Genomic DNA, 19,239 nt, shown 5'->3' on the forward strand with positions numbered 1-19,239 from the left:
GATTACATGCCGACGACGATCGGATCACCGCGAACCGTCGCGCAGGGTGAGACCCTGACGCTGACCAACAACGGCGGCATCATCCTCGACAGCCCTGGACCGCTGGTCCCGATCCTGACCAATCGCGGCACGATCAATATCACCCGCAACATCTCGGGTGAGAGCCTGTACGGGGTGTACGCCCCGGGGCCGGCTTTTCCGAACGGCATCGCCTTCTACAACGAGGCGACCGGCATCCTTCGGGTCAAGGGCGAGGTCTACGGCGTCTGGGTTTGGGGGGTGATGATCCCCTATACGGGAGGTCCCGACGTCATCAACCGCGGCCTCATCGAGGTCACCGGCCTTTCCGACGCCACCGGTATCTCGACCGGCAAACGCACCATGCTGCTCGAGAACCACGGGACGCTGAAGGTTCAGTCGGCCAGTGCGGCGGTCGGCATCGTCTACTCCAGCAGCCCCAGCCTCAACCCGGTCATCAACACCGGAACCATCGATGTGTTCGGCACGCAGAGCGCGGTCGGCCTGAAAAGCGTCGGACCACTGCTCAACACCGGAACCATCAAGGCGGCCGACAACAATGTCGACAGCCAGTCCATCGCTGTCTTCCAGTCGGGCGTAATCACCAACAGTGGCCTGATCCAGGGCGAGATCGCCATCCGGTGGTCAGTGCAGATCACCAACACCGGTACGATCAAAGGCGCCATCGAGACCACCGCCAGCGACGACATCGTGCGCAACGCCGGCACGATCGAGACGACCACGATCGATCTGGGCGACGGCTCCGACGTCTATGAAGGCGTCTACGGCGTCCTGACGGGCAAGGTCTTCGGTGGCCGCGGCGACGACCGGCTGGTCGGCGGCACCTCGAACGAGCAGCTGTTCGGCGAAGACGGATCCGACGTCGTGGTCGGCGGTTCCGGCGACGACTACATCGACGGCGGCCAAGGCGGCGACGCCCTCGACGGTGGCCTGGGCGTCGACACCGTGGCTTTCAACGCCGCCACGGCGGCCGTCGTCGTCAACCTGGCCGACGGAATCGCCCAGGGCTATGGCCGCGACCTGATTGCCGGTTTCGAGCGGGTCATCGGATCGGCCTTCGCCGACACCCTGACGGGCGCGGGCGGGGCCGAAACCCTGGAAGGCCGCGACGGCGATGACAAGTTGATCGGCGCCGCTGGCGCGGATCTGCTGATCGGCGGCCTGGGCGCGGACACCCTGACCGGCGGAACCGGCGACGACACCCTTGTGTTCCGCAAGGGCGACGGAACCGACACGGTGGTGGGCTTCGCCGCCGGTGGGACCGAGGACCGCCTGCAAATCCACGGCTATTCGACCTATCAGGAACTGCGCGCGGTCGGCTCCGACACCCTGGTGGTGCTGTCGGCGACCGACTCCGTCCTGCTAAAGAACATATCGCCCGGCGCCCTGACCGCCGCGGATTTCGTCTTCTCCATGACGGGCTACGCCGCCCCCTTGGACCCGACGGGCCCGAGCCGAAACGGCCACCTGCCGGTCACCAACGACGTGTTTATTCCGGCCGGCGAGACCTACATTCCGGCCGGCGACACCGCGTTCACGATCGACACCACCTACGTCGGCGACATTCGCAACGCCTACGTCATCAACGCGGGCGTCATCAAGGTTCCGGCCACCCAGTTCGGTTTCTCCACCGGCATCCTGCTCAGTTCCTCCAACAAGTCGGTGATCTGGAACCAGAGCGGCGGCGTGATCGACGTGGCCTCGGTCACAGGCAATCCGGCCCGGGGCATCGGCAGCGACTCCTACAGCTATCCGAAGGTCTTCAACGACGGCATCATCCGGGTGACCTCCGGCGATTATGCGACCGGCATCAACGCCGCCGGTCTGGTCCTGGTCAATCACGGGTCGATCACCGTACAGGGGACCCATACCGTCGCTGTCTCGACCGGGACGCCGGGCGGAATCTGGAACAGCGGCTCGATCGAGGCGACGGGCCAGTACGGCGCCACGGGCATTGGCCTGGGCGGAACCAGCGCACCGGCCTTTGTCAATTCGGGACTGATCCGGGCCGCTGACAGCAACGCACAGGCCTCGAGCGCCGCCCTGCGGTACACCAACGGCGACGTCTACAGCTACACGCCCTGGGCCCTCTTCAACAGCGGAACCCTGGAGGGCGATTTCGCCATCCGGGAGCAGGACGGCTACTCCGAATTCCAGACGGAGCGCTTCTACAATTCCGGCACGATGCGCGGCCTGCTCTCGTTCCTCGGCGGACGGGAAGAAATCTACAACACCGGCGCGATTTACGGCGCCGTCACGCTGGCGCTGGGCGACGACATTTACGACGGTCGCGGCGGGACCCAGTCGGGCGGCGTGTGGGGGGGCGACGGCGCCGACATCCTGCTCGGCGGCCTGGGGGGCGACGTACTGAACGGCGACGCCGGGGCGGATGTGCTCAGCGGCGGCGTGGGCGCCGACACCCTGACGGGCGGGGAGGGGATCGATACCTTCCGGTTCGAGGCTGGTTCCGGCGCCGACACCATCGCCGACTTCGGCCTGGGCGGGGCGGAAACCATCCTGGTCGTCGGCTATGGCGCCTACAGCGCACTGCAGCAGATCGGCGCGGACACCAAGGTGGTGTTCTCGGCCACCGACAGCCTGCTGTTGAAGAATGTGCAGGCCAGCAGCCTGACCGCCGCCAACTTCCAGTTCAACGCCGCCGCCATCCCGCTGAACGTCCCGCCTGCGGCGACGGCCGAGCCCGCGATGCCGACCATGCCGGCCATTCCGCCGACGCCTCAGCTTCCGGTGCTGGGCACCCTTGCCGCCGACACGCTCTACGGCGCCGGCGGGCACGACACCCTGTTCGGGCTCGGTGGCGACGACCGCCTCACGGGAGGCGGCGGCGACGACTTCCTCTACGGCGGCGAAGGCGCGGACATCTTCGTCTTCCGTCCTGGGGAGGGGACTGACACGATCGTCGACTTCGAACCCGAGAAAGGCGATGTCATCCGGCTGGAGGGTTACGCCTCCTACGAGATCGTCCAGATCGGCACGACATTCGCCGTCAAGCTGCCGGACGGCGGCATGGTGATCATGCGCAACCGCGGCGGCGGTCTCGGCCTTCCGCCGCAGGGCTCGATCCAGCTCGGCTCGGTTCCGGGCATGACGACGCAGGAAGGCGGATCGGGCGCCGACACCCTGACCGGAAGCGAGGCGCGCGACCTGCTGCGCGGCAATGGCGGCGACGATGTTCTCAAGGCGCTCGGCGGCGCCGATGTCCTGGAAGCGGGGGCGGGGAACGACGTTCTCGAAGGCGGAGAGGGCGACGACGACCTGCTGGGCGGGGCGGGCGCGGACACCTTCGTCTTCAGGCGCGGCCATGGCGCGGACCTGATCCGGGACTTCAATTTCGCCGAGGGTGACAAGATCAAGCTGATCGGCACGACCGGGTTCTGGTGGGGGCCGTCCAGCAACCCCGGCGGGTTGAGCATCCAGTTCAACGGCAGCGATGCGCCAATTCAGATCTACGGCACGACCTCGAATGACTACAACAACATCATCGCCTCGCTGATCATCGTTCCGGCCGACCCCTCTGGGCCGCCGGTCATCGGAACGGCCTCGGGCGACCTGATCGACGGCCACAACGGCGGCCAGCGGCTGCAGGGTCTGGACGGCAACGATGTGCTGCGCGCCGGAGCCGGCGACGACGTCCTTGAGGGCGGCGCGGGCAACGATGTCGTCGACGGTGGCGGCGGCATGGACGACCTTTACGGCGGGGCGGGAGCCGACACCTTCGTGTTCCGCGCCGGCAGCGGCGACGACGTCATCAACGACTTCAGCCTGGCAGAGGGCGATCGGCTCTTTTTCGACGGCCTGAGCCAGGCCAATGCCAACCAATACGGCTCGGGCGTCCGCATCCAGACCTCCGACAGCTTCGTGTTCGTGAAGAACGCCAGCCAGACGGACGTCCGCGCGGCGATCATCCTCCAGAACGGCCAGATGCCGTCGTTCAACTACACCAGCACGATCGAGGGCAACTCCAACGCCAATACCCTCCAAGGGACGGCGGCGAACGAAATTCTCGGCGGGCTGGAGGGGGCCGACAAGCTTTTCGGCAACGGCGGCAACGACTTCCTGGCGGGCTATACCGGCGACGACCAACTGAACGGCGGAGCCGGCATTGACATCTTCGCGGGCGAGGCAGGCGCTGACCTGCTGACCGGTGGCGCGGACCGTGACTACTTCGTCGTCCGCCCGGGCGACGGCATCGATACGGTGACCGATTTCAACGTCGAGGAAGACATCATCGATGTACGCTTCTTCGGCACGGTGAAGGCGATCACTCAGCAGGGCGCCGACACCTTCGTCGATTTCGGCGAGGGTTCCGGCCTGGTCCTGCAGAACCTCGCGGCCGGAACTCTGAAGGTCACCAACTTCCTGGGCGCGATACAGACCCCGCCCCTGGCCGTCGCCCTGCCGCCTGCCCCGCCGCCACCCCCGCCGCCACCCCCGCCCCCGCCGCCGCCGCCGCCTCCGACCTATGTAGTGCAGACCGGCACGGCCAACCGGGACATCCTCCTCGGGACCGCGGGTCGCGACGAGCTGCAGGGCCTGGGCGGCCATGACGTCCTGATCGGGGGCGAGGCGGACGACCTGCTGATCGGCGGCGATGGCGACGACGCCCTGATTGGCGCGGCCGGCGCCGATATTCTCACCGGCGGGGCCGGCGCAGACCGGTTCATCGCCACTGTGGGCGGCGGCGCCGATACCCTGACCGACTTCACCGTCGGCACGGACCGCATCGACGTCTCGGCCTTCAGCGGCATCTACCAGAACATCGTCCAGGATGGCGCGGACACGTTGGTCCTGCTCAACGGCGGGGTCTCGCTGCGGCTTGCCGGAGTTACGGCCGCCACCGTCACCAATGCCAGTTTTATCGGCATCCCGCCGTCCTATCAGCCCGAAGTCGTCGGCACGGTCAGCCACGACACCCTGAGCGGCGACGGGTCCAACAACCTGCTCTCCGGTATCCAGGGCGACGACGTTCTGAGCGGCGCTGGCGGCGACGACAGGCTCGATGGCTTTCACGGGCACGACACCTTGAGTGGCGGTGACGGCGACGATCTGCTGATCGGCGGGGCCGGGGGCGACCTGATGACGGGCGGCGCGGGCAGCGACGTCTTCTGGGTCGGCGACGAGCTTGACGTGGTGACCGACTTCACCATCGGCGCCGATCGTCTGAAGATTGACTATGCGTCCGTGATGGCGCTCAGCCAGTCCGGCGCCGACGCCATCGTCCATCTGTCCAGCACCGTCTATGTGCGGTTGCGCGGCGTCCAGGCCTCGCAGCTGTCGGTCGCCGACTTCATCGGCCTGACCAGCCTGCCGGGCGTCACGGCGACACCGATCATCCTGACCGGAACCAACGCCGCCAACACCCTGATCAGCAGCAGTTACCGCCAGACTATCCAGGGCCTGGACGGCGGCGACCTGATCACCGGCGGCTGGGACGACGCCGTCGATGGCGGCGCCGGCCTGGACGAGTACCGACTGTTCAGCGAACTTTGGGAAGGCGGCGTGACCTTCGACCTGGCGGCGGCGGCGGCCGGTCAGGTGCAGACCATCGGCGGCCTGGGCTCGGCGGTCAATGTCGAGTCCCTCTACTTTGTTGGCACGCGTTCGGCAGACATCGTTCGGGGTCACCTCCATAGCGACGTCATGTTCGGCGGCCTCGGAGGCGATACGCTCGAGGGCCGGGGCGGCAACGACAGCCTGACCGGTGACGACGGCGACGACGTCCTGCGCGGCGGCGACGGCGATGACGCGCTGTACGGCGATGTCGTCAACGGCGCCAACCCGGATGTCGATCGGCCCGGAAACGACCTGCTGGAAGGCGGGGCGGGCGCCGACACCCTGTTTGGCGGGGCCGGCAACGACACCCTGGTCGGCGGCGCCGACAACGACGCGATCACGGGCGGCCTGGGCAACGACCTGCTTGAGGGTGGAGACGGCGACGACACGCTCAACGAGTCCGGCGTCGGTCAGGGAATCAACACCCTGCGCGGCGGGGCCGGAAACGACCAGATCAACGCCGGCGCCGTAGACGAGGTCGACGGCGGGTCCGGCTTTGACCGCCTGTGGCTGACCGGCGCCGGCGCGGCTGGTGAGACGATCGACATCGCCGCCGCGGCTGCCGGGGTCGTGCAGACGCTGAGCAGCGGCGGAAGCCTGGTCAACATCGAGCAATTGGAATTCACCAGCGGCGGCGGCGCGGACCGCGTGACCGGTTTCGACTATGGCGACACCTTCAACGGCGGCGGTGGCGACGACGTCCTCAAGGGCGCTGGCGGAGCCGACTTTCTGCAGGGGGACGGCGGCGCCGACCAACTGGAGGGCGGGGCGGGCGCGGACACCCTCCGCGGCATCGACGGCGACGACCGACTGGCCGGAGGGGCTGACGCCGACCAACTGACCGGTGGAGCCGGTTCCGACATCTTCGTGTTCGCCGCCGGCGGCGGGACAGATACCGTCCACGACTTCGTGGTCGGCGTCGACCGAATCGACATTACCGGCCTGGGCGTCGTTCAGGCTTGGGACCAGCAGGGCTCCGACACGCTCGTCACCTTCGGTGATGGCTCCTCGGCCCTGCTCAAAGGCGTGAACGTCTGGTCTCTCAGCGCGGCCAGCTTCATTGGCGCCACCAGTCTGCCGCCACAGGTCCCGCCGCCGCCCCCGCCGCCGCCCGGATCGGACCGGACGATCACCGGGACGGTCTCGGCCAACACTCTGACGGGGGATGAGCGTCACGACACCATCCAGGGCCTGGGTGGCAACGACACCCTTAACGGTCTGGCTGGCAACGACTTTTTGGAAGGCGACGACGGCGCAGACAAGCTCTTCGGCGGCGACGGGGATGACATCCTCGTCGGCGGCGCTGGCCAGGACACCCTGACCGGCGGCTCCGGCGCGGACATCTTCGTCCTGCAACCGGCCGACAGCGCGACGACCATCACGGATTTCACGCCGGGCCAGGACATGCTGGACATCTCGGCGGTCGGCCCGGTGGTCAGCCGGACGCAACTTTCCGCCAACACCAAGTTGACCTTCGCCGACGGCAGCTATGTCACGCTCCAGAACGTACAGGCGACGACGCTGGGGCCTTGGGTCTACCTGACCAGCCAGCCCTATGCGCCGGGCACACCGCCGCCGGCCGGCTATTTCATCAACGTCGGCACGGACGCTATCGAAACCGTCAGCGGAACCGCAGGGCGTGACTTCCTGATGGGCATGGGCGGGACCGACACGGTCGTTGGGGCCGACGGCGACGACATCCTCGATGGTGGGACGGGCAACGACTACCTGCTGGGGCTCGGCGGGGCGGACACCCTGACCGGCGGCGCCGGCGCCGACTGGTTCTACGGGCGCACCGACGGCGGCGCCGACGTGATCACGGACTTCCAGGTCGGGGTCGACAAGCTGGAGTTCAGCCACGCGGGCCACTACGAGTCCCTCACGCAGGACGGCGCGGATACGCTGATCGTCATCCGGGCGGCGACCGGGGCCAGCCTGCGGCTACTCGGCGTCAACTCTGCGAGCCTGACCGCGTCGGACTTCCTCGGGCTGACGGCGCCGCCGCCGCCGCCTCCACCCCCTCCACCCCCTCCACCCCCTCCGCCTCCGCCTCCGCCGACCTACGCGCTGCAGACCGGCACGGGCGCCGGTGAGACGCTGACTGGCACGAGCGGCCGCGACGAACTGCAGGGCCTGGCGGGCAGCGACACGCTTCTCGGCGGTGATGCTGATGACCTGCTGGTCGGCGGGGAGGGCGATGACGCCCTGACCGGCGGCGCGGGCATCGACATCCTCACCGGCGGAACTGGCATCGACCGCTTCGTCGCCGTCAGCGGCGGCGGCGCCGACACCGTCACCGACTTCACGGTCGGGACGGACAAGCTCGACATTACCGGTTTCGGAACCTGGGCAGCGGCCCAGGACGGCGCCGACGCGGTGGTCACGGTCGGAACCGGCACGGGGATCAGCTTCCGGCTGACCGGTGTGCAGGCCTCCAGCCTGACAGACGCCAGCTTCCTCGGCCTGCCACCGCCTCCTCCTCCTCCGCCGCCGCCGCCACCACCGCCGCCTCCGGCTGGCCCCGGCTCGGAGCGGACGCTGGTTGGCAACGCTTCGGCCAACACACTGAACGGCGATGATCGCTGGGACACCCTGCAGGGTCTCGACGGCAACGACACGCTGAACGGCCTGGGCGGTTCCGATCGCCTGGAGGGCGGCCTCGGCGCCGACAAGCTGTTTGGCGGCGACGGGGACGACGTTCTCATCGGCGGCGCGGGTCAGGACACCCTGACCGGCGGGGCCGGCGCCGACATCTTCGTGCTGGCCACCGGCGACGGGGCCAACACCATCGCCGACTTCCAGGACGGAACCGACCTGATCGACATCAGCGGCTACGGCGGGGTCTACAGCTCCATCGTGCAGATGGCCGGCGGGGCGAAGATCGTCTTCGCCGACGGCGGCTATGTCACCCTGACCGGCGTGCAGACCTCCAGCCTGAGCGCGGCCGACTTCATCACCGGCGTCAGCCCGCCGCCGCCACCGCCTCCGCCTCCGCCGCCTCCGCCGCCGCCGCCGCCGCCTCCGCCTCCGCCTCCGCCGCCAACGGCGCCCGGTTCGGAGCGGACGCTGACTGGCAATGTCAGCGCCAACACGCTGAATGGCGATGATCGTTGGGACACTCTGCAGGGCCTTGATGGCAACGACACCCTGAATGGTCTGGGCGGTTCGGACCGCCTGGAAGGCGGCCTCGGCGCCGACAAGCTGTTCGGCGGCGACGGGGACGACGTTCTCATCGGCGGCGCGGGTCAGGACACCCTGACAGGCGGCGCCGGCGCGGACATCTTCGTGCTGGCCACGGGCGATGGGGCCAACACCATCGCCGACTTCCAAGATGGCGTCGACCGCATCGACATCAGCGGCTACGGCGGGGTCTACAGCTCCATCGTGCAGATGGCCGGCGGGGCGAAGATCGTCTTCGCCGACGGCGGCTACGTCACCCTGACCGGCGTGCTGGCCTCATCGCTCTCGGCGGCCGACTTCATCACCGGCGCCAGTCCGATGCCGGCCGAAGCCCCGAAGGGCGAGGGGGACTGGCTGCTGTAATCGCCGCCGTCCCCTTGAGTCCAAACGTCCGTATGACGATGTTCGTCGACCGTCGGAACCGTTTCATTTGAAACTACGTTAACCACCGCGATTGGCTGGAGGGTCAAACGCGTGGTCATCGATTGCGGCATCGGGGGATGGGTTTCCGTCACGCCCGCGCGCGCCCTCCTCCTGTCTCCCCACAGTGTCCCGACAGATTTTGAACCCCGGCCGGAAGAACCCGGCCGCCCCGCTCGTTGACCTAGACAGGACGGGCGGCGGCAGGAGGCCGTTTTGCCCGCAGGAGGGAAGATCCACATGGCCTACCGCACGCAAGCGGCGATCCGCATGGACGCCGACGACAGCATTCTGTTTCGCCGTGAAATGTTCGGCGCCGACGAAAGCGCCCTGCGCACCGCGCACAGCTTCGCCGACCTGATGACCACCACCAGCCTGGTCTCGGCCGGCGATCCGACCCCGGCCCCGACCGTCGGCTTCGACTGGATCGCCTACGCCGCCGAGCGCAAGCACAGCCACGGCGGCTTCGCCTTCGACGGCGTCGGCGACGGCAAGGATGTCGCCCCGACGGCGCCATTGCTGATCACCACCGACGTCCATCCGGGCGACGCCACCACGACCGCCACCCTGACGGTCGACGGCGAGCATGTCATCGCCGCCATCGACACGGTCGGCGACATGGACTGGTTCAAGGTCCACTTCGAAGCCGGAGAGACCTATGACGTCTCGATGTTCCTGAAGACCGGCGGCCCCAACCTGGTGCCGCTGGCCGACGCCTTCATCGAGCTCTACGACGCCAACGGAACCTTCATCGTCAGCGCCGACGGCGGCGGGCCGAACACCCCTTCCGGCCTCGACGCCATCCTGACGTTCACAGCCACCCAGACCGGCGACTACTTCATCAACGCCCGCTCGTTCGACAACGAACCGGCGGATGGCACGGACGGCGAGTTCGTCGGCGACTACGAGATCTTCGTCACCAGCGTCGACGTGACCGACCCGACCGCCTACGTGCCCTTCTATTCGCCCGACAGCCCGCTGCATTCCATCGACTGGGGCAGCGTCTTCGACCGCAGCTCGCGCAATCCGGACGGCGACAACGGCAGCCGGCCCAACTATCGCGTGCCCGACGGCGGCGCCCCGATCACCACCAACGACTATGGCATCAGCGGCAAGAACGTCCTGACCTACTACTTCGCCAAGCAGGGCGATGTGTTCGTCGATGAGGAGCCGGGCGGCCTGGCGACGATGATCCAGGCCAAGGACATGGTGCAGTGGGAGAAGGACGCCTTCCGCGTCGCCCTCGACCAGTATGAGAACGTCGCCGACATCATCTACATCGAGGTGGCGACCCGCGCCGAGGCCGACCTGAAGTTCGTGACCTACCAGGGCACGCCCGGCGCCGGCGCCAGCCTGCTGGGCCGGATGAGCCCACCCAACGAGCCCAACGAAGGCCAGGCGGAGTTCAACAGCGGCGATGTTCGCTGGACCGAGGAGGGCGTCAGCCAGGGCGGTTTCTACTTCACCACCCTGCTGCATGAGTTCGGCCACGGCCACGGCATGGCCCACCCGCACGACAACGGCGGCCGCTCCAGCATCATGCGCGGGGCCGGACCCAGCGACGATCCGGTCGGCGGCGCCATCGGCGGCCAGCTGGGCGACTACGACCTGAGCCAGCAGGTGTTCACCGTCATGTCCTACAATGACGGCTGGCAGACCTCGCCCTACGGCATGCCCAGCAGCGGCGACTTCCCGACCGGCATGAACGCCGACCCGTTCGGCTGGATGGGCACCCTGGCGGCGCTCGACATCGCGGTGATCCAGGACAAGTACGGCGTCAACGAGGAGTACAACTCAGGCGCCAACATCTACACGATGAAGGACGAGAACGCCCAGGGCACCTTCTATTCGACCATCTGGGACGGCGGCGGCACGGACGAAATCCGCTACACCGGCGCCCGCGACGCCCACATCGACCTGCGGGCCGCCAGCCTGCAGTACGAAGAAGGCGGCGGCGGCTGGATGAACTACGCCTACGGTATCCACGGCGGCTACACCATCGCCAACGGGGTGGTCATCGAGAACGGCACGACCGGGGCCGGCAACGACAGCCTGCGGGGCAACGACGCCAACAACACCCTCAAGGGCAACGCCGGCAATGACGTGCTCGGCGGCTTCGGCGGCAACGACCGGCTGGAAGGCGGGGCGGGCGACGACAGCCTCGACGGGGGCCTGGGCAACGACAACCTGATCGGCGGCGACGGCAACGACAGCCTGACCGACACCGGCGGGACCTCCGAGCAGATGTACGGCCAGAACGGCGATGACGTGCTGACCCTGACCCGGGCGGCCGGCGGCACGGGCAGCTTCGTGCTCGACGGCGGGGCCGGCGCCGACCGCTTCGTGCTGGGCGCCCTGTCCGGTACGACCCAGGCCAAGGGCGGCGCCGACAACGACCGCTTCGAGGCCCACGGCTCGGCCACCGTCACCAGCGGAACCGGCGTCGACACCATCCGCATCGAGGGCGACTTCGCCACTGGCGCGGTGGTGGCGGTCGAGGACTTCACGGCCGGGGCCGGCGGCGACCGGCTGGACCTCAGCGGCTTCATGACGGCCAGGTTCACCAACTGGGACGGCGTCGCCAACCCGGTCAGCACCGGCCATGTGCGGGTCACCGCCAGCGCCACCGGCTCCATCGTCCAGGTCGACCTGAACGGCGGCGGCAACAGCTGGACCACCATCGCCACCCTGAAGGGCGTCTCGCCCGGCCAGCTGACCGCTGAGAACCTCGGCTTCGCCCTGACCGGCGGCGCCAACGGCATCACCGGCACGGCGGGCGCCGACATCCTGAACGGTGGGGCCGGGGCCGACATCATCCTCGGCCTGGCCGGCGACGACACCCTGAAAGGCAACGGCGGCAACGACGAGCTGCAGGGCGACGGCGGCAAGGACAAGCTGTACGGCCTCGACGGCGACGACGCCCTGTACGGTGGCGACGACATCGACCAGATGCTCGGCGGCAATGGCAACGACGCCCTCTACGGCGACGCCGGCGACGACATCGTCATCGGCGGCCTTGGCCTGGACACCCTGACCGGCGGCGCGGGCAAGGACACCTTCTCCTACACCCTGACCTCCGAGTCGGCGGTGGGGGCGGCGGACCGCATCCTCGACTTCAACGCCTCCCAGGGCGACAAGCTGAGCGTCAAGGGCGTCGACGCCAACACCGGCCTGGCCGGCGACCAGGCCTTCGTCTTCGTCTCCGCCTTCGACGGCCACGCCGCCCAGGCGGTGCGGGCCTATGACGCGGGCGCCAACCTGACCACCCTGTCCTTCGACGTGAACGGCGACGCCGTGGCCGACATGGTCATCGAACTGAACGGCAATGTGACCAGCGGCTGGATCCTCTAGACTCCGGCGACAGGCTGAACGCAACGGGCTCCCCCCGCTTACGCGGGGGGAGCCCGAAGTGTCCGGAGCGCTCCCGAATGCCGCGACCCGTCAGCGCGGCTCGCCCGTTAAGCGTCGGTTTTCATGGCTGGTTCACGCAACAGGCGGTATATCCATGTCATTGGAGCGGCCTCGTCTGAGTCCGCCTGGGCTCAACTTGCCCTGCGTCCGGAACGGTCCAGATTGGACGTCAGGCGACAGGGTCATACCGGCAACGGCGCCGGGGCGTTGACGAGGATTGAATGGCATACCGTATTGGCGTCGAGGGCCTGGGTGAGACCGACCTGCTGACCGGCTTCGGCGATCTGGGCGACGACACGACGCTCGAGACCCCCGAGTCCACGGACACCGCCCTTCTGACCCGCGCCTGGCTGAGCGAAGGCGTCAGCTACGCCGGGGTCGGCCACATCGACGCCCTCGGCGACCTGAGCATCGGCGGTTCGACCGACGATGGGCCGCAACTGCGTTGCGGCTGTCCGGCCTGCGCCGGCGGCGACCGCGACGACAAGGCGGTCGCCATCCCCAACGCCGGCGGGACCGACGGCGGCGATCCGAGCGACTTTCTCAACGCCAGCGAACGCGGCGGCACGGGGCCGAACAGCAAGGTCTCCAAGACCATCGAGGAAGCGGCCTACCAGCTGAACCGCACCTACGCCTCCTGGAACGACTTCTACATCCAGCCCGGCGTCTCCGACGTCGACAATCACTGGGACGACCCCTACTGGGGCGGCGCGCCCTCGATCGTCAATTTCGCCTTCCGCTCGACGGCGCCGGGCAGCATGCCCGACGACACGGGCGGCTTCACGCGGTTCACCGAAGTCCAGATCAACGCCACCCTGCTGGCCCTGGCCGCCTGGTCGGACGTCTCCAACGTGGTCTTCCAGCGGGTCGGCTCGGGAACCACCGGTGAAGGGGCCTACTCCGACAGCGCCATCATGCTGTTCGGCAACTACGCCACCGGCGCGGCCGGCTCGGCCGCCTTCGCCTACCTGCCCAGCCAGAGCCCCAGCGGCGGCGACGTCTGGGTCAAGTACAGCGGCACGGCGACCAACCCGCAGATCGGCAACTACGGCATGCTGACGCTGGTCCACGAGATCGGCCACGCCATCGGCTTCTCGCACCCGGGCACGTACAACGCCGGGGAAGGCGTCAGCATCACCTACGCCAATGACGCCGAGTACTACGAGGACAGCCACCAGTACACGGTGATGAGCTACTTCACCGAGAACAACACCGGCGGCGACTTCGGACCGTCCTACCCCGGGACCTTGATGCTGGACGACATCGCAGCCGCCCAGCGGACCTATGGCGTCAACACCACCACCCGCACCGGCGACACGGTCTACGGCTTCAATTCCAACGCCGACCGGGCCTGGTTCATCGCCACCAGCAGCACCAGCCGCCTGGTGTTCGCCGTCTGGGACGCCGGCGGCAACGACACGTTTGACTTCTCGGGCTTCACCAACGACCAGGTCATCGACCTGCGCGAAGGCAACTTCTCGAACGCCGGGACCTACAACGGCGCCAGCCTGATCGGCAACGTCGCCATCGCCAAGGGGGCGGTGATCGAGAACGCCATCGGCGGGGTCGGGGCCGACAGCTTCTACGGCAACGCGGCGGCCAACAGCTTCACCGGCAACGGCGGGGCCGACGTCTTCTTCGTTCTCGCCGGCGGCGGCGCGGACACGGTGATCGATTTCTCGACCGCTCAGGACAAACTGAACGTCGCCGCCTTCGGTGTCTATCAGAGCCTGGTCCAGTCGGGCGCCGATACGCTGGTGTCATTTGCCGGCGGCGTCAGCATCCGCCTGCTGAACGTGCTGGCGAGCAATGTCACCTCGGCCAACTTCATCGGCCTGGCCCTCATCGAGGGCACCAGCGCCGGTGAGACGATCAACGGGACCAGCGGCAACGACACCATCCACGGCCTTGGCGGGGATGATATCCTCAACGGCCTGGCCGGCGACGACAGCCTGGTCGGCGGCGACGGCAATGACACGCTGGACGGCGGCGCCAGCGGTGTCGACACCCTGACTGGCGGCATCGGCGACGACATTTACCTGCTCGGACTGCAGGACACCGTCGTCGAGCAGGCGGGGGAGGGGACCGATACGGTCAGGACCTCCTTCAGCGAGTATACGCTTGGCGCCAACGTCGAGAACCTGATTGGCCTCGCGGCGGGTCAGACGCTGATCGGCAATGGCCTCGGCAACACCATCACCGGCTCGACCGGCAATGACACGATCTACGGCGAAGACGGCGCCGACATCCTCAACGGCGGCCTTGGCGCCGACAGCCTGGTAGGCGGGGCCGACGCGGACCAGCTGAATGGCGATGACGGCAACGACGGGCTCGTGGGTCTCGGCGGCGGCGACACGCTGTCGGGTGGCGCCGGCGATGACAACGTCGACGGGGGCGACGGCAACGACACCCTGTCGGGCGGCATCGGCGTCGACAACATCCACGGCGAGGGCGGTAACGACGCCCTCAGCGGCGGTACGGGCGCCGACATCTTCTGGATCGTGTCGAACGGCGGCGACGACACCATCAGCGACTTCCAGGTCGGGTCCGACAAGCTGGCCGTCTACGACTTCGGCGCCTATCAATCGATCACACAGGTGGGGGCCGACACGGTCGTTCAGCTGGCTGTAGGCGTCAGCGTCAAGCTGCTGAACATCCAGGCCTCGTCCCTCGCCAACTCCGACTTCCTCGGGCTGCCGCCGCCGCCTCCGCCGCCGCCGGCGACGATCCCGCCGCTCGGTTACTATGACCGCACCCTGACCGGGACGGCCGGGGCCAACACCCTGACGGGCGACAACCGCAACGAGATCCTCCTGGGCCTCGACGGCAATGACACCCTCAACGGCGAGGACGGCCACGACCGGCTGGACGGCGCCGGCGGTGGCGACAAGCTGAACGGGGGCAACGGCGATGACGTGATCATCGGCGGGACGGGGACTGACACTCTTAGCGGCGGGGCCGGGCGCGACATCTTCGTCTTCGCGCCGGGCGACCAGACCGCGACCATCACCGACTTCCAGGTCAGCCAGGACTTCCTCGACGTCAGCGCCTATGGCGGCTACGCCTCGCTGGTCAACATCGCCAGCGGTGTGCGGGTCATGTTCTCCGATGGCGGCTATGTGCTGCTGACCGGCGTGACCGCCAATCAGCTGACCGCGGCCAACTTCATCACCAGCGCCTCGCCGCCTCCGCCGCCTCCGCCGCCGCCGACCTTCAACGACATCACCGGCGACGGCACGGCCCAGACCTTGGGCGGCACGGCCGGACGCGATCACATCCAGGGCATGGGCGGCGCCGATGCGCTCAACGGCCTGGACGCCGACGACTGGCTGGAAGGCGGCGACGGGGATGACGTCGTCACCGGCGGCGCCGGGGCCGATCTGCTGACCGGTGGGGCCGGGGCGGACACCTTCGTGGCCACCGCCGGCGGCGACGCCGACACCGTCAGCGACTTCACGGTCGGCAGCGACAAGATCGACGTCACCGGCTTCGGCGCCTACAGCAAGGCGCAGGACGGCGCCGACACCGTGATCACCGTGACCGGCGCCGGAAGCTTCCGGCTGACCGGGGTCACCGCCGGGACGGTCACCGACGCCAGCTTCCTCGGCCTGCCCCCGCCTCCGCCGCCGCCGCCCCCTCCGCCCCCGCCGCCGCCAGGGACCTACGAGCGGACGCTGGTCGGCACGATCGGCGCCAACACCATCGACGGCGATGGCCGGGCCGAACTCATCCAGGGCGTCGGCGGCAACGACACCCTCAACGGCCTGGGCGGCAACGACCGTCTCGAGGGCGGCGACGGGGCCGACAAGCTCAACGGCGGCGACGGCGACGACATTCTCGTCGGCGCTGCGGGGCAGGACACCCTGACCGGCGGCGCGGGGGCTGACCTCTTCGTCATCGGAACCGGCGACGGCGCGACCAACACCATCGCCGACTTCGAACTGGGCGTGGACCTGATCGATATCACCGCCTTCGGCGGCTACACCGGCATCACCCAGATGGCCGCCGGCGCCAAGGTGACCTTCGCCGACGGCAGCAGCGTGACCCTGACGGGCGTCGCGGCCTCCAGCTTGAGCGCGGCCAACTTCGTGACCAGCGGTTCGCCTCCTCCTCCTCCTCCTCCTCCTCCGCCGCCGCCGCCTCCGCCCCCACCACCTCCGCCTCCGCCGCCGCCGCCGCCGCCGCCTCCGGGCAGCGAGCCGACGCCGCCGGTCGGCTACACGGCCGTCACGGGAACCTCGGGCAACGATACCAAGGCCGGCGCGGCCGGCTCTGACGCCGTTCAGGGGCTGGACGGCAACGACACCCTCTATGGCCGCGACGGCGACGACTGGATCAGCGGCGGGGCCGGCACCGACAAGCTGTTCGGGGAAGCCGGCAATGACGTCCTCTACGGCGGCCTCGGGGCCGACACCGTCTATGGCGGGGCCGGCGCCGACAGCTTCGTCTACTTCCAGGTCGCCGACAGCACCTCGGCCGCCGCCGACTTCATCCGCGACTTCAGCGCCGCGGACGGGGATGTGGTCGACGTCACCCTGGTCGACGCCAACACCGGCGTCGCCGGCGACCAGGCCTTCACCCTGGTCGGCGCCTTCTCGGGGGCGGCCGGGCAGATGACGGTGTCCACCGTCAGCGGCATCAGCACCCTCAGTTTCGACGTCAATGGCGACGGCGTGGCTGACATGGTGATCAAGACTTTGGGAGCGGTGGGCTCAAGCTACGCCCTCTAGCCCGCGACCGATTGACGCCCTTTGTCGACGGGAGGATGGTCCGGGCATGACCCAGACCGTCCCCCACGACATCCTGCTGTCCCATGAAATGCTCGGGCCGATGGAGCCGATCCTGACCGGCGCCGGCTATCGGGTCCACCGGTTGTGGGAGCACAAGGATCGGCTTGCCTTCCTCGCCACCGAAGGGCGCTCCATCCAGGCCATCGTCCACGCCGGCGAGTTCAAGCTGGATCATGAGTTCCTGGCCGAGATGCCGCGCCTGGGCCTGATCGCCTGTGTCAGCGTCGGCTACGACGGGGTCGACGTGCCCTGGTGCAAGGCGCGCGGCATCGCCGTCACCAACTCAGCCGGTCTCAACGCCGACGACGTGGCCGACCATGCGGTTGGCCTCTTGATCGCCGTTTGGCGCGGCCTGGTCGAGGGCGACCAGAAGCTGCGGGCCGGCAAATGGACGCTGGCCGACCGCATGCGGCCGCGCCACTCGCTGCGCGGCAAGACCGCCGGCATCGTCGGCCTGGGGCACATCGGCGAGGCGGTGGCCAAGCGGCTGGAGGCCTTCGGCATGCCGATCCTCTGGTGGGGCCCCAACGCCAAGGACAGCCGCTGGAAGCGGGCGTCCAGCCTGCTGCAGCTGGCCCGCGACAGCGACGCCCTGATGGTCTGCACGCGCGGGGACGCGGCGGGGCTGATCACCGCTCCGATCATCGAGGCGGTCGGGCCGCGCGGCTGCATCATCAACATCTCGCGCGGCGGGGTGATCGACGAGGACGCCCTGATCGCCGCCCTCAAGGACGGCCGCCTCGGCATGGCCGGCCTCGATGTCTTCGCCCAGGAGCCGACGCCGCCGGCCCGGTGGAAGGATGTGCCGCACACGGTGCTGACGCCGCACACGGCCGGCGGAACGCTGGAGAGCATCCCGCAGATGGTGGCCATGACCATCGAGAACCTGCGCCGCTACTTCCACGGCGAGCCGCTGGCGACGCCGGTGGCGGCCTAGCTCAGCAGCAGGGCCCCAAGGCCGCCGACCAGCAGGGCGCCGAACAGAACGGCGGCCGCGATGCGGTGGCGGCGGTCCTTGATCATCAGTCCAAGCATGATGTGTCCCCGGTTCGTTGTGACCGGCGGCACTATCAAAGTGATATCACTTTCTGGCAAGCGAATTCGCAAAAGGAGGCCCTCCTCCCCGAAGGGAAGAGGGCCAGTGAATCCCCAGGACAGGGAAGCTTTGGATCAAGCGGCTTTGGCGTAGAGGGCCTGCTCTTCCATCACCGCCTTCAGCACGGCTGGGCGGCTGAGCATGCGGCCGTGGTAGGCGGCGAGGTTGGGGTAGTCCTTGAGGTCCGGCCCGGCGACGCGGGTCCAGTTCAGCACCGTGGTCAGGTAGGCGTCGGCGACGCTGAAGTCGTCGAGCAGGAAGTCGCGGCCGGCCAGGTGGTCGTTGAGATAGCCGAGGCGGGCCTTGGCCAGGTGCCTGGCGTAGGCCTTGGCGTCGGCCAGGGCCTCAGGGCTCAGCAGGGCGCCGAAGACGCCGCGGTGCAGCTCAGCGCCGATGAAGCTCAGCCATTCGCGCAGGCGGTGCGGGCTGGGCTGGCCGGCCCCCGGGAAGCGCTCGGCGACATACTGCAGGATGGCGGCGTTCTCGGTCAGGATCTCGCCGTCGTGGGTGCGGATGGTTGGCACCTGGCCCTTGGGATTGATGGCCAGGAAGTTCTCGCCGCCGACCGTCTTGGCCTTGGTGTCGACCTGGTTGAACTGGGCCTCGGCGCCGGTCTCGTACAACCACATGCGGGTCGCCAACGAGCAGGCGAGGGGTGCAAAGTAGAGTTCCATGGCGGTCTCCTCGGATAGGGGTTTATTTATGTACCGTCTTGCACAATAATGGGCC

At 68.5% G+C, this 19,239-nt stretch carries 5 protein-coding genes; 4 read left to right on the top strand and 1 reads right to left on the bottom strand.

Annotated features, from left to right (window positions below):
• The first annotated feature begins 6 nt into the window (after positions 1-6).
• The 4 genes from AC1RSK_RS05735 to AC1RSK_RS05750 all read left to right on the top strand — a co-directional run bounded on the left by AC1RSK_RS05735 (position 7) and on the right by AC1RSK_RS05750 (position 18,351).
• Positions 7-9,156, top strand: coding sequence for a hypothetical protein (locus AC1RSK_RS05735; protein WP_492906349.1), 9,150 nt, complete (start codon positions 7-9; stop codon positions 9,154-9,156).
• Positions 9,157-9,453: 297 nt separating this feature from the next.
• Positions 9,454-12,564, top strand: coding sequence for a M10 family metallopeptidase C-terminal domain-containing protein (locus tag AC1RSK_RS05740; protein WP_492906351.1), 3,111 nt, complete (start codon positions 9,454-9,456; stop codon positions 12,562-12,564).
• A gap of 281 nt (positions 12,565-12,845) precedes the next feature.
• Entirely contained in the window at positions 12,846-17,354 is a 4,509-nt protein-coding gene (locus AC1RSK_RS05745) for a M10 family metallopeptidase C-terminal domain-containing protein (protein ID WP_492906352.1), read from the top strand.
• Between the two features lie 46 nt (positions 17,355-17,400).
• Complete coding sequence (locus AC1RSK_RS05750) at positions 17,401-18,351, top strand: 2-hydroxyacid dehydrogenase (RefSeq protein ID WP_492906354.1); 951 nt, start codon at positions 17,401-17,403, stop codon at positions 18,349-18,351.
• Positions 18,352-18,584: 233 nt separating this feature from the next.
• On the opposite strand, the gene AC1RSK_RS05755 is transcribed toward AC1RSK_RS05750, so the two are convergent.
• Entirely contained in the window at positions 18,585-19,184 is a 600-nt protein-coding gene (locus AC1RSK_RS05755) for a glutathione S-transferase C-terminal domain-containing protein (RefSeq protein ID WP_492906356.1), read from the bottom strand.
• Positions 19,185-19,239 lie beyond the last annotated feature (55 nt).

It is taken from the genome of Caulobacter sp. GW821-FHT11A05, from assembly GCF_058809015.1.

Excerpts from the sequence above, each read along its gene's own strand:
- AC1RSK_RS05745 (WP_492906352.1), top strand. The coding sequence starts at position 12,846 with ATGGCATACCGTATTGGCGTCGAGGGCCTGGGTGAGACCGACCTGCTG.
- AC1RSK_RS05750 (WP_492906354.1), top strand. The coding sequence starts at position 17,401 with ATGACCCAGACCGTCCCCCACGACATCCTGCTGTCCCATGAAATGCTC.
- AC1RSK_RS05735 (WP_492906349.1), top strand. The coding sequence starts at position 7 with ATGCCGACGACGATCGGATCACCGCGAACCGTCGCGCAGGGTGAGACC.
- AC1RSK_RS05740 (WP_492906351.1), top strand. The coding sequence starts at position 9,454 with ATGGCCTACCGCACGCAAGCGGCGATCCGCATGGACGCCGACGACAGC.
- AC1RSK_RS05755 (WP_492906356.1), bottom strand. The coding sequence starts at position 19,184 with ATGGAACTCTACTTTGCACCCCTCGCCTGCTCGTTGGCGACCCGCATG.